This window comes from Geodermatophilus sp. SYSU D00710, assembly GCF_054050195.1.
In genome coordinates this window covers 1-12,196 of the sequence record NZ_JBJGYX010000094.1, presented here as the reverse complement: position 1 = coordinate 12,196, position 12,196 = coordinate 1, and the positions used below count along the sequence as shown (strand labels likewise).

At 76.8% G+C, this 12,196-nt stretch carries 11 protein-coding genes; 5 read left to right on the top strand and 6 right to left on the bottom strand.

What is annotated here, in order from left to right:
• Positions 1–244: 244 nt before the first annotated feature.
• Genes ACI78U_RS24080 through ACI78U_RS24065 form a run of 4 tightly spaced genes read right to left on the bottom strand, consistent with a single transcriptional unit; the run spans position 245 to position 4,511 of the window.
• On the bottom strand, positions 245–505 hold the full coding sequence (locus tag ACI78U_RS24080) for an HPr family phosphocarrier protein (protein ID WP_089402746.1): 261 nt from the start codon (positions 503–505) through the stop codon (positions 245–247).
• A 54-nt stretch (positions 506–559) separates the two neighbouring features.
• Positions 560–2,713: a PTS fructose transporter subunit IIABC gene (locus ACI78U_RS24075; protein WP_456877951.1), complete on the bottom strand. Its 2,154-nt coding sequence runs from the start codon at positions 2,711–2,713 to the stop codon at positions 560–562.
• A 17-nt stretch (positions 2,714–2,730) separates the two neighbouring features.
• On the bottom strand, positions 2,731–3,747 hold the full coding sequence (locus ACI78U_RS24070) for a 1-phosphofructokinase family hexose kinase (protein WP_456877949.1): 1,017 nt from the start codon (positions 3,745–3,747) through the stop codon (positions 2,731–2,733).
• On the bottom strand, positions 3,744–4,511 hold the full coding sequence (locus tag ACI78U_RS24065) for a DeoR/GlpR family DNA-binding transcription regulator (RefSeq protein ID WP_456877948.1): 768 nt from the start codon (positions 4,509–4,511) through the stop codon (positions 3,744–3,746). Before ACI78U_RS24065 ends, ACI78U_RS24070 begins: the two co-directional genes overlap by 4 nt.
• Before the next feature lie 161 nt (positions 4,512–4,672).
• Here ACI78U_RS24065 and ACI78U_RS24060 point away from each other — a divergent pair, with 161 nt between their 5' ends.
• Both ACI78U_RS24060 and ACI78U_RS24055 read left to right on the top strand, forming a co-directional pair.
• Complete coding sequence (locus tag ACI78U_RS24060; RefSeq protein ID WP_456877946.1) at positions 4,673–6,355, top strand: putative PEP-binding protein; 1,683 nt, start codon at positions 4,673–4,675, stop codon at positions 6,353–6,355.
• Between the two features lie 121 nt (positions 6,356–6,476).
• The gene (locus ACI78U_RS24055) at positions 6,477–7,271 is read left to right on the top strand and encodes an SDR family NAD(P)-dependent oxidoreductase (RefSeq protein ID WP_456877945.1); all 795 of its coding nucleotides are present in this window, start codon (positions 6,477–6,479) and stop codon (positions 7,269–7,271) included.
• A gap of 96 nt (positions 7,272–7,367) precedes the next feature.
• Here ACI78U_RS24055 and ACI78U_RS24050 read toward each other — a convergent pair whose 3' ends face one another.
• The gene (locus tag ACI78U_RS24050; protein WP_456877943.1) at positions 7,368–8,075 is read right to left on the bottom strand and encodes a MerR family transcriptional regulator; all 708 of its coding nucleotides are present in this window, start codon (positions 8,073–8,075) and stop codon (positions 7,368–7,370) included.
• 63 nt (positions 8,076–8,138) lie between these two features.
• Here ACI78U_RS24050 and ACI78U_RS24045 point away from each other — a divergent pair, with 63 nt between their 5' ends.
• The 3 genes from ACI78U_RS24045 (at position 8,139) to ACI78U_RS24035 (ending at position 11,171) form a co-directional block, all read left to right on the top strand.
• Positions 8,139–8,669 (top strand): DUF6194 family protein, encoded by a 531-nt coding sequence (locus tag ACI78U_RS24045; protein ID WP_456877942.1) that lies wholly within the window; start codon positions 8,139–8,141, stop codon positions 8,667–8,669.
• A 91-nt stretch (positions 8,670–8,760) separates the two neighbouring features.
• Positions 8,761–8,898, top strand: a complete 138-nt coding sequence (locus ACI78U_RS24040; RefSeq protein ID WP_456877940.1) for a hypothetical protein — start codon at positions 8,761–8,763, stop codon at positions 8,896–8,898.
• Positions 8,899–9,041: 143 nt separating this feature from the next.
• Entirely contained in the window at positions 9,042–11,171 is a 2,130-nt protein-coding gene (locus ACI78U_RS24035; protein ID WP_456877938.1) for a diguanylate cyclase domain-containing protein, read from the top strand.
• Here ACI78U_RS24035 and ACI78U_RS24030 read toward each other — a convergent pair.
• Positions 11,168–11,992, bottom strand: coding sequence for a tyrosine-protein phosphatase (locus tag ACI78U_RS24030; protein WP_456877935.1), 825 nt, complete (start codon positions 11,990–11,992; stop codon positions 11,168–11,170). The genes ACI78U_RS24035 and ACI78U_RS24030 overlap by 4 nt on opposite strands.
• Between the last annotated feature and the right edge of the window lie 204 nt (positions 11,993–12,196).

The following is a 12,196-nucleotide window of genomic DNA, read 5'->3' as shown; positions in this document are numbered from 1 at the left end:
CCCCCCCCCCCCCGCCCCCCCCCCCCCCCCCCCCCCCCCCCCCCCCCCCCCCCCCCCCCCCCCCCCCCCCCCCCCCCCCCCCCCCCCCCCCCCCCCCCCCCCCCCCCCCCCCCCGCGCAGCACCCACACGACGACGGCGCCCGCCCCCTCCGCGCGAGGGGGCGGGCGCCGTTTCACCTGCTGGAACGGCCCCCTTGCAGCGTCCCGCCGCGAGCCCGCGAGCGGCGGGGGGCAAGGGGGTCCTTCACTCGGCGTCGAGGTCGGCGGCCACCATGCCGGCGATCTGCTCGACGACGGCCTGGTCGTCGCTGGTGACGGTGACCTCGGCCCCCTTCTGGGCACCGAGCGTCATGATCATCAGCGGCGAGCCGGCGTCGACGGGGTTGCCGCCGGGGGTGGCCAGGGTGACCGGGACGCCGGCCTTGCCCACGGCCTCGGCGATGAGCGCGGCCGGGCGGGCGTGCAGGCCGACCCGGGAGCCGACGGTGACGGTCTGACTGGGCATTCGACGTCCTCGCTTCTCGGGGGATCGGTGGGTGTCGGGGTCGAGCCTGCCCTGTCAGGCGCGAGCGGGCGCGCTGACGGTGGAGCCGGGCGTCGCGGTGTGGGCGTGCGCCAGGTCGACGGCGTCCTCGGGCACGGCGTCGGCCTTCCGGCGGCCGATGCTCTTGGCGATGGTGACCGCCAGGGCGCCGACGACCGTGCCGGCGATCAGCGCCAGGACGAACACGAGCACGTTGCTCATCGCGAAGAACACGAAGATGCCGCCGTGCGGGGCGCGCAGCTCGACGCCGGAGGCCGCGACGATGGCGCCGGTGGTCGCACCGCCGAGCATCATCGACGGGATGACCCGCAGCGGGTCGGCCGCCGCGAACGGGATCGCCCCCTCGGAGATGAACGAGGCGCCGAGCAGCCAGGCGGCCTTGCCGTTGTCGCGCTCGGCCGGGGTGTAGAGGGCAGGGCGGATCGCGGTGGACAGCGCCATCGCCAGCGGCGGGACCATGCCCGCGGCCATGACCGTCGCCATGATGACCAGCGAGCCGCTGGTCTGCGAGGCCAGGCCAGCGGTGGCGAACAGGTAGGCCGCCTTGTTCACCGGACCGCCGAGGTCGAAGCACATCATCAGGCCGAGGATGATCCCCAGCAGCACCGCGGACGTGCCGCTCAGGCCGTTGAGCCAGTTGCCCAGGCCCTCGACGGCGGCGGCCAGCGGGCGGCCGAGCACCGCCACCATGAGCCCGCTGGAGATCAGCGTGGCCAGCAGCGGGATGATCACCACCGGCTGCAGCCCCCGGACCCCGGCGGGCAGCTTCCAGGAGGCGATCCACCGGGCCACCAGGCCGGCGAGGATGCCGCCGACCAGGCCGCCCAGGAAGCCGGCGCTCATGGTCACCGAGACGGCGCCGACGACGAAGCCCGGCGCGATGCCCGGGCGGTCGGCGATCGCGTAGGCGATGTACCCGGCCAGCGCCGGGACCAGGAACGCGAACGCGGCCTGGCCGAGGACGGTGCAGAGCGCACCCAGGTAGCCGAAGAACCCGTCGTTGAGGCCCTCGAGGGGCGCCGCGGACGGCAGGTCGAGGAAGGAGTTGTCGAGCGCCCAGCTCAGTGCGTAACTCTGGCCCTCGGTGACCGCGTCGGGGTTCGTGCTGACGATCTGGTAGCCGCCGAACAGGAAGCCCAGCGCGATCAGCAGACCGCCGGCCGCGACGAACGGGATCATGTAGCTGACCCCGGTGAGCAGCCAGCGGCGGATCTCCGTGGCGGTGCTCGGCCGGCCGGCCGGGGCGGCTGCGGCGGACTCACCGGCGGCGGCGCCCGGCACCCGGCGGGCGTTCGGGTCGTCGGCGGCGGCCAGCGCCTCGCGGATCATGACCTCGGGCTCGTTGATGGCCCGCTTGGTGCCCGACTGGACCACCGGCTTGCCGGCGAACCGGTCCCGGTCCCGCACGCCGACGTCGACGGCGAAGACGACCGCGTCGGCGTCGCGGATGACCGACGGGTCCAGCGGCGTGGACCCCGAGGAGCCCTGCGTCTCGACGGCGAGGTCCACGCCCTGCGCCTGCGCGGCCGCGGTGAGCTTGTCGGCGGCCATGTAGGTGTGTGCGATGCCGGTGGGGCAGGCGCTGACGGCGACGATCTTGCGCCGCGCGGCCGGGGCGGCGGCAGCTGCACCGGCGGGGGCAGCCGACGGCGCCGCAGCGGCCGGGGCGGTGGCGGGCACGGGGGTGCTGGTCGCCGCGGTGGCGCCGGTGGTCGGCTTGGGCGAGACGACCTCCTCGACGAGCGAGACGACGTCGGCCGGCGTGGCGGCGGCGCGCAGCGCGGCGACGAAGTCCGGCCGCACCAGGGCCCGGGCCAGGGCCGACAGCAGCGTGAGGTGGTCGGCGTCGCCCTCCGCGGGGGCGGCGATGAGGAACACGAGGTCGGCCGGGCCGTCGGCGGCGCCGAAGTCGACGCCCGGCGCCAGCCGCGCGAACGCGAGCGAGGCCTGCGTGACGGCGGCCGACCGGCAGTGCGGGATCGCGATCCCGCCGGGCAGCCCGGTCGCGGCCTGGGCCTCGCGGGCCAGGGCGTCACCGGCGAGCGCCTCGGCTCCGGTGGCCCGGCCGGCGTCGGCCACGAGACCGGCCAGCCGGCGGACGACGGCCTGCTTGTCGGAGCCGAGATCGGCGTCGAGGACGACCAGCTCCGGGGTGATCAGTGCTGTCATGACGGACCCTTCGGGCGTCAGGGGACGTCCCGGCCGGCGGCCGGGACGGGTTCCGGGGTGGGCGGGGGAGACCCGGGCAGGCCGGGCGAGACGGGAACGGCGGCCGGGTCGACCTGCTCCGGGGTCGGGACGGCCGAGCCGGGCAGGGCCGCGGCGGCCGAGCCGGTGGCCACGGCGCGGCGCAGCCGGTCGGGAGCCGGGGCGCCGGCCAGGTCGGCCAGCAGGTGCCCGGCCAGGCTGGAGTCGCCGGCGCCGACGGTGCTGCGCACGGCGATCCGCGGAGCGCGGGCCGACCAGACCTCGCCCGCGCCGGTGGACAGCACCGCGCCGTCACCGCCGAGGGTGAGCAGCACCTCGGCGACGCCACCGCCGTGCAGCTGCGCGACGGCGGCCGAGAGCGCCGCGGGGTCGGCGAGCAGCTCGGCCTCGCTGGTGCCGGTCACCTGGGCCAGCTCCTCGGCGTTGGGCTTGAGCAGGTCGGGTGCGGCGTCGGGCCCGGCGGCCAGCAGCGCGCGCAGCGGCGCCTCGGAGGTGTCGACGGCGATCCGCGCGCCGGTGCCGCGGACGGCGCGGACCAGCTCGGCGTACCAGTCCTCGGGCGTACCGGGCGGCAGCGAGCCGGACAGCACCACCCAGCGGGCGCCCGCGGCGGCCGCGGCCACGGCGGCGGCGAGGGCGGCGCGCAGACCGGCGTCGAGCGTCGTGCCGGGCTCGTTGAGCTTGGTGGTGGTGCCGTCGGGCTCGGTGAGCGAGTAGTTGGTGCGCACCGGGGCGCCGGTGGGGACGGTGACCAGCGGCAGGCGCAGGGCGCCCAGCGCGGCGACCAGCGGGTCGGTGGGGTCGGCGGGGACCACGGCGAGGACGTCGGCCCCGGCCGCGGCCAGCGCGCGGGCCACGTTGACGCCCTTGCCACCGGGCTCGGTCGAGCTCGGGCCGAGCCGGGCCACCTCCCCGCGGGTCAGGGGACCGGGCAGGGCGAGGGTGCGGTCGAGGCTGGGGTTGGCCGTCAGCGTGACGACGCGCCCGCCGCTCACGCGACCACGACCTCGACGCCGGCGTCCTCGAGCCGCTCCACGACGGCGGGGTCGGCGCCGCCGTCGGTGACCACCGTGTCGACGTCGCCGAGCGTGGCGAAGCGGACCAGGTGCTCGCGCCCGAGCTTGCTGCTGTCGGCCAGGACGACCGCGCGCTGACCGGCCGCGACCATCGCCCGCTTGACCGAGGCCTCTGCCTCGTCGGGCGTGGTGAGGCCGTGGTCGGGGGTGATGCCGTTGGTGCCCAGGAAGGCGACGTCGGCGCGCAGGTCGGCCAGCGCGCGGACCGGGGTCTCGCCGACCGCGCACTGGGTCAGCCCGCGGACCCGCCCGCCGAGCACGTGCAACGTGATGCCCGGGACGGTGGCCAGCCGGGCCGCGATCGGCACCGAGTTGGTGGCCACGAACAGGCCCCGGTCGGCGGGCAGGACCTCGGCCAGCGCCGCGGTCGAGCTGCCGCCGTCGAGCAGGACGCTCCCGCCCGGCCCGGGCAGCAGGTCCAGCGCCGCCGCGGCGATCTTGCGCTTGGCCTCCGCCCGGGTGGCGTGGCGCTCGGCCAGCGCGGTCTCGACCAGGGTGAGCGCCCCGGTCGGCACCGCGCCGCCGTGCACGCGCCGGAGCACACCGGCCCGCTCCAGGACGGCGAGATCGCGGCGGACGGTCTCGGTGGTGACGCCGAAGTGCTCGGCCACCGCGGTGACCGCGATGCGGCCCTGCTCGACGACCAGCGTGGCGATCGCCTGCTGTCGCTCCTCGGCGTACACGGCTTCCTCCGATCGGCGTCCCGTGGTGCCCGAACCCGTGGGATCTGACTTGTGTCTGTGTTGTTCTACGTGGGATTGGTTGACAAGTCAACACGAAGTCGTGACTCTGGTCACCGACGGACGACGGTGTCCCCCTACCCACCACCGACGCGGAGGTCCGCATGTCCACCACCACCGCCCCCGTGCTGACCGGCACCCCCGTGGTCCCCGGGGTCGTCCTCGGCCCGGTCGTGCGCCCGGCCGGCGCGGTCCGGCTGCCCGAGGCCGAGTCCGCCGAGACGCTCCCCGAGACCGCGCGAGCCGAGGAGCGGAGCCGTTTCGCCGCGGCCGCCGAGACGGTGGCCGGGCGGCTGGCGGCGCGGGCCGCGGCGGCGACCGGGATGACCGCCGAGGTCCTCTCCGCCACGGCAGGTCTGGCCCGCGACCGGGGACTGCTGTCGGCCGTCGAGCAGCGCATCGACACCGGCACCCCGGCCGCGGTCGCGGTGGTGCAGGCCGCCCAGCAGTTCGTCGACGTGTTCACCTCGCTGGGCGGGGTGATGGCCGAGCGCGTCACCGACGTCCGGGACGTCCGCGACCGCCTCGTCGCCGAGCTGACCGGCCAGGGGGAGCCCGGTGTCCCCGCGCCCGGGACGCCGTCGGTGCTGCTCGCCGACGACCTGGCGCCGGCCGACACCGCCGGGCTCGACCCCGCCCGTATCGTCGGGCTGGCCACCCGGCTCGGCGGCACGACCAGCCACACCGCGATCATCGCCCGGCAGCTGAACCTGCCCCTCGTCGTCGCCGTGGAGGGGCTCGACGCCGTCCCGGCGGGGGCCACCGTCCTCCTCGACGCCGAGGAGGGCACCGTCACCGTCGACCCCGAGCCGGAGTCCGCCGCCGCCCAGGTCGCGGAGGCCCGGCGGCAGGCCGAGGCGCTGGCGGGCTACCGCGGTCCGGCCGCCACCCGCGACGGCGTGACCGTGCCGGTGCTCGCCAACGTGCAGGACGGCGCGGGGACGCGAGCCGCGATGGCCGCGCACGCCGAGGGCGTCGGCCTGTTCCGCACCGAGCTCGCGTTCCTGGGGCGGGCCGCCGAGCCCAGCGTCGAGGAGCAGGCCACGGGCTACGCCGAGGTGTTCGAGGCCGCGGCCGGCCGCCGCGTCGTGCTGCGGACCCTCGACGCCGGCTCGGACAAGCCGCTGGAGTTCGCCACGCCGCCGGAGGAGGCCAACCCGGCGCTCGGCGTCCGCGGCCTGCGGGTGGCCCGCCGCGACCCTGGGCTGCTCGACCGCCAGCTCGACGCCGTCGCCGAGGCCGCCCGCCGCACCGGCGCCGCGCCGTGGGTGATGGCGCCGATGGTGGCCACCGTCGCCGAGGCCGCCGACTTCGCCGCCCGCGTGCGCGAGCGCGGCCTGGTGCCCGGCGTGATGGTCGAGGTGCCGTCGGTGGCGCTGCTCGCCGACCGGTTCCTCCAGCACGTCGACTTCCTGTCGATCGGCACCAACGACCTGTCGCAGTACGCGCTGGCCGCCGACCGGCTCTCGGCCGACCTCGCCGACCTCACCGACCCGTGGCAGCCGGCACTGCTGGCGCTGGTGGCGGCGACCGCGGCCGCGGGCCGGCGCGCCGGCAAGCCGGTCGGCGTCTGCGGCGAGGCCGCCGCCGACCCGCTGCTCGCCTGCGTGCTCGTCGGCCTGGGTGTGACCTCGCTGTCCTGCGCCGCACCCGCGGTCGCCGGTGTCGGGGCCCGGCTGGCCGGCGTCGACTCCACCGCCTGCCGGGAGGCCGGCGAGGCCGCGCTGGCCGCCGACGACCCGCGCACGGCCCGCGCCGCCGCCCGCGCCGTGCTCACCCGCGGCTGAGTTCGGCAGCGGGGTGTGATTTGGGTGGGAAAGTCGGGTCCGCGACGACGGCGGTCCCGGCCGGGTGAGCGACCCCGGCGCCAGATGAGGGGCCCGGACCACCGGCGTACGGTTCCCGCGCATGCAGCCCGGTGCCCTGTTCGACCTGTCCAGCACGACCAGCGTGGTCACCGGTTCCAGCCGCGGCATCGGCCTGGCCATCGCCCGGACCCTCCTGTCCCAGGGCGCCGACGTCCTGATCAACGGCTACGACGCGACCGAGACCGACGCCGCGCTCGCCGCGCTGCGCGAGCAGCACCCGCACGGGGCCGACGGCCGCCCGCGGGTGGCAGGCCTGCCCGGGGACGTCACCGACCCCGCCCTCGCGGGCGAGCTGGTGGACGAGGCAGTCCGGGTCTTCGGACGTCTCGACCACATGGTGTGCAACGCCGGGATCGACATCATCAAGCCGGCGATCGACTACACCGCCGAGGAATGGGACCGCGTCCTTGCGGTCAACCTGCGCGGAGCCTTCCAGCCGGCGCAGGCTGCCGCCCGCCACTGGATCGCCGCGGGCCGCGGCGGCGCCATCACGATGACCTCGTCCATCGCCGGCTCCGTCGGCATCCCGACCCTGGCCCCGTACGCCGCCAGCAAGGGCGGGGTGAACCAGTTGGTGCGCACCCTGGCCGCCGAATGGGCCGCGCACGGCATCCGCGTCAACGCCGTCGCGCCCGGCTACGTCGCCAACATCATGGACCGCGTCTCCGCACACGACGACCCCGCCTCGGACCAGCGCATCAACACGTTCACACCGCTCGGCCGGCGCGCCACCGTGGAGGAGATCGCCGCCCCGTACGCATTCCTCGCGTCTCGGGGCGCCGGCTACGTCACCGGCTCCGTCCTGGCCGTCGACGGGGGCTACACCGCGAACTGACGGCCGCCGGCCGTCATGTGGTTTCCCACCCAAATCACACCCCGCTGCCGAACTCACCCGCGGCTGACGCCGCGGCGGCACGCCCGCAGAGCAGTCCTACGGATCGAGCAGGGCGTCCAGCCGCGCGGTGCCGGACACGAGCGCCCGTGACCGGCGGTCGACGTCCCGCGCGCGGGCGGTCAGCGCGGCCGTGGCCTCGTCCCAGCGGGCGCCCCGCCGCAGGTGGGGCAGCAGCTCGCGCAGCGCCCCGATCCCGTAGCCGGCCCGCCGCAGCTGGTGCACGACCCGGGCGTCCCGGACGTCGCCGGGCGCGTAGGTGCGCGCCCGCCCGGGGGACGAGCGGCCGGGGACCACGAGCCCCTCGGCGTCCCAGTGGCGGAGGGTCGAGGGACGGACGCCGAGGGCGCCGGCGAGCTCGGAGACGCTCATGGCGTCGGAGGGCCGCGGGTCGTCGACCGGCTCCGCCGCGATCGCCCGGGCCGCCTCCTGCGCCAGCTGCAGGTCACGGCGCTCGGTGTGCAGCCGCGCGTGGGCGCCGTCGACGAGCGCCAGGAGCTCCGTCACCGGCCCCCGGTTCGCCGTGCGCACGATCCGCCGGGCCTCCACCGGGCCGACCGCCGCGGCGAACGCCCGGTAGGCCAGCGCGGCCTGCACGTGCCCGTCGGTGAGGACCCGGTGGCCGGCCGGGGTCCGCCCGGCCGGCGGCAGCACGCCCTCGCGCTCGAGGTCGCGGACCTGCTGCACCGAGTACCCGGCCCGCCGCGCGACGTCGACCGTGCGCAGGCCCGACTTGCGACTCCGCACCACGTCCTCCCTGGTCGAGCCGGTCAGGGCCGCCACAGGGACCCGAGTGCCACGCTCGAACCCGTGAGCACCGACCGCACGAGCATCGACGACGTCGTCGGCCTGGTCGAGGGACTGGGCGGCGTCCTGACGCTGCGCCCCGGCCCGGGCGACGGCTCGCCCGAGATCGCCTGGGGCGACCTGTTCTTCTACTACGCGCCCGACGGGGTGGTGCCGCGCACGCAGCCCTTCGCCACGGTCGTCACCAAGGACTACCCCGGCGAGCCGGCGTCGGGGCTGGACCGTCCCGGGGCGTTCCGGCTCGACATCGCCGCCGGTGCGGCCGAGTACTCCCGGTGGACCGGTCGGGCGCCGGGGGAACCGGCACCCGACGGCGTCGACCCCGCCGCGACCGACACCGTCCTCGCCCACCCGGTCTACGGCCGGCTCGGCTGGCTCACGGTCATGGACCCGGGTCCGCGGACGGCGGGGGCGGTCCAGGAACTGCTGCGAAGCGCGCACGCCGCGGCCCGGCAGCGGTGGGGACGCAGGGCCAGGAGGGCTCGGGAGGTGTCCGGCCTCCCCCTGAGGGGTGAACGATCGTCGGTAATGTGACGACGATCCCTACGGATCGTCGGAACATCCACGCTGTCGCCTGCTTTACTACAGGTGCACCCCCACACAGCACCGAAGAGGAGAGACGGACATGTCGATCGGGACCACCTGGCGTCAGCGTCGGCAGGCTGTTCGCACGCGGCGGGCCCTCGACCGCGCGCTCGCCCGCACCAGCAGCCCCGCCATGCGCGAGGAGCTGCTGACGATGGCCAACAACAGCGGCTTCTGAACCGCAGGGTCCCCAGGACCCCGGCGCCCTCGGAGCGCCTCCCGCACGGCCCCGGACTGCCCCGCAGCCCGGGGCCGTTCGCTGTCCTCCCCCCTTCGGGTCGGCGGCTCAACCCGGAACGGCGGGGTGCCGATACCGCTGCCGTGACTGGACGACGCCGGGGAGCCGCCCGGACCCCCGGCCGACCGGGGGAGGGGGACCCGGTACCGGGCGAGGCACACGAGACCTCCGGCGCCACGACCGGGCTGCTGCTCGCCTTCGTGCGCCAGCACGCCGGCGACGCCGCGGCCGAGGAGGTCGTGCGCCGGGCGGGCGTGCCCTTCACCGCCGCCGAGCTCGCCGAGCCCTCGACCTGGAGCAGCTACGACACCCGGATCCGCCTGTTCACCGCGGCGACCGAGGTCCTCCGCGACCCCGGCGTGCTGTTCCGGGTGGGCGCCGAGGCGCTGCGGACCGGCATGAACCCGAGCGTGGTCGTGCTGGTGCGCGCCATGGGCTCGCCCCGGCAGGTCTACGCCAAGCTGCCGCGCGCCGTCGCCAACTTCTCGACCACCTCCACCATGGAGGTGCTCCACTCCGACGCCACGTCGGCGACCATCCGCTACCGGCTGCACGAGGGCTACGTGCACTCGCGGCTGGACTGCGACTACGCCCGCGGCCTGATCAGCATGGTCCCCACCGTCTTCGGGCTGGCGGCGGCGCACGTCGTCCACGAGGAGTGTGAGTCCTCCGGCGCGGACGCCTGCGTCTACCACCTCTCGTGGGACCGGCGCTCCCGCCTGCCGTGGCGCCGCCGCGGCGAGGTGGCCGCCGACGCCGAGCTCGCCGCCCTGCGCAGCCAGGTCCGCGCCCTGCAGTCCGCGGCCACGGACCTGGTCGACGGCGAGGACCTGGAGAGCGTCCTGCCGCGCATCGTCGAGCGCGCCGCCGCCGCGGTGCTGGCCCCCGCCTACCTGCTCGCCGTCTCCTCACCCCGCGGCGGTGCCCCCCTGGTGCACAGCGCCGGCCTCCCCGCCGCCGACGTCCCGGCCCTGACCGCCCGGCTGCTCGCCGGCGAGGACCTCGGTCCCGGCGCGGTCGCGGTCGACGTGGCCTCCGCGCGGCGGACCCACGGCCGGCTGGCCGCGCTCGGCCGCTCCGCCGAGGGCGGGCTCGGTGACGAGCACGCGATGCTCGCCGCCTACGCCGGCCACGCCGCGGCCGCGCTCGACCTGGTGATGGCGCTCGAGGGGAGCCGGTCGGAGGCCCGCCGGGCCGGTGCGCTGCTCGAGCTCGCCCACGGCCTGTCCCAGGCGTCCGACGTCGCCGGGATCTGCGAGGTCGTGGCCGGGGCGCTGCCCAGCGTCGTCGGCTGCACCAACGCCGCGGTCATGCTGTGGGACCCCGCCGCCGGGACGCTGGCCACGGCCGCCACCGTGGGGCTGCGCCCGCAGCAGGAGGCCGTCATGCGCGCCACGTCGCTGCGGGCCGAGGACGTCCCCGAGCTGTTCGGCATGCTCACCGACCGCGCCCCGCGGATCGTCAGCGCCACCGGCGGCAGCGTCCCCATGCGCGACCTGCTCACCGCGCTGGACCTCACCGACGTCGTCGCCGTCCCCCTGCTGGCCGGCAGCAGCTTCCTCGGCGTGGTGACCGCCAGCTGGTCGACGGGTGAGGTGAGCGGCGCGCTGGACGCCGACGTGCTCGCCCGCCTGCGCGGCGCCGGCGACCAGGCGTCGACGGCGCTGCAGAAGGCCCGGCTGCTGGAGACCGTCCGCCACCAGGCCACCCACGACGCGCTCACCGGCCTGCCCAACCGGGTGCTCTTCCGGGAGCGGCTGGTCGCCGCGCTGGCCGCCTCGACCGGGTCCGGACACGTCGGCGTGCTGTTCTGCGACCTCGACCGGTTCAAGGCGGTCAACGACACCCTGGGTCACGCGGCCGGCGACGAGCTGCTGCGCCAGGTGTCGGCCCGGCTGCGCGCCGCCGTCCGGCCCGGCGACACCATCGGGCGGCTCAGCGGCGACGAGTTCGCCGTCCTGGTGCCGAGGCTGTCGACGCCCGCCGCCGCCGACGCGGTGGTCGCCCGGGTGGCGGAGGCGTTCGCCGTGCCCTTCCGGCTCGAGGGCACCCCGGTCGACGTCGGCACCAGCACCGGTGTGGCCGTCCACTCCGGCCCGGCCGCCGACCCCTCCGCCGTCGCCGAGCGGCTGCTGCGCGACGCCGACGCGGCCATGTACCGGCACAAGCAGCGCGAGCGCGGGTCCGCGCCGGCCCCCCGCCGGGCCGACTAGCTCCGCAGGCGCTTCCGGAGCGCGGCCTGCTCGTCGGGGCCGAAGCCGTGCTCGGTGAGCCAGCCCAGCGGGCCCCCGTGCCGCTCGTCGAGGATCTCCAGCAGCCGCCGCATGGTCTGCGCGCGCGGGGTGTGGCTGGCGACGTCGCGGTTGGTCATGTCCTCGGCGTAGGTGGGCGAGGTCCGCAGCTTGGCCACCAGCGCGTCGATGACCTCGGCGGTGAGCGCGTAGTCGGCGACGATCTCCTCGTCCGGCACACCGGCCGCCGCCAGCGCGAACATCACCACCACGCCGGTCCGGTCCTTGCCCGCGGCGCAGTGCACCACCGTGGCGCCCTCGCCGTCCGCGATCACCCGCAGCGCGGCGAGCACGTTCTCCGGCCGGTGGTGCAGGTAGCCCAGGTAGGAACGCACCGCCGGCGGCTCGACCTCGTCGGCCTTGGTGGTCTGCCGTGGCAGCAGCGTCTCCGCCCAGTCCGCGGGCAGGTCGGGGACGTCGTCCTCCTCGACGGCGAAGACGTCGGTGTGGTGCCCCTTCTCGGGCAGCAGGCTCAGGTGCCGGTGGGTGACGCCCTCGACCGAGCGCAGCGGGCCGCGGCCCTCCAGCAGGACCTCCGCGGTGGTGCGCAGGTCGATGACGTCGCGCAGCGGGAGCTCGGCGAGCCGGCGCAGGTCGTCGTCGCTGAGAGTCTGCAGGTTGTCGCTGCGCAGCACCCGGCCGAACGCGGTCGTGCCGCCGTCGGTGGTCGGCAGGCCGCCGAGGTCGCGCGTGTTGGTCGTCCCGTCGAGTCGCAGCCAGCGGTCGGCGCGGGGTGAGGTCACCCCCCGACCGTACGGCGGCCGGACCGGGGGTGTGGCCGGCCGCCACGGGGTCCGCGAGCGGCGTCCGGGCGACGGGGCACGATCAGGTGACCTGATCGTGGGGCGTGCGCCCCCCCCCCCCCCCCCGGTGGGGGGCCCGCGGGGGGGTGGGGGGTCGGGGGCCCCCTGGCGCAGGTGCGCCTCCCGCGCTGGCGCTCGGCGGAC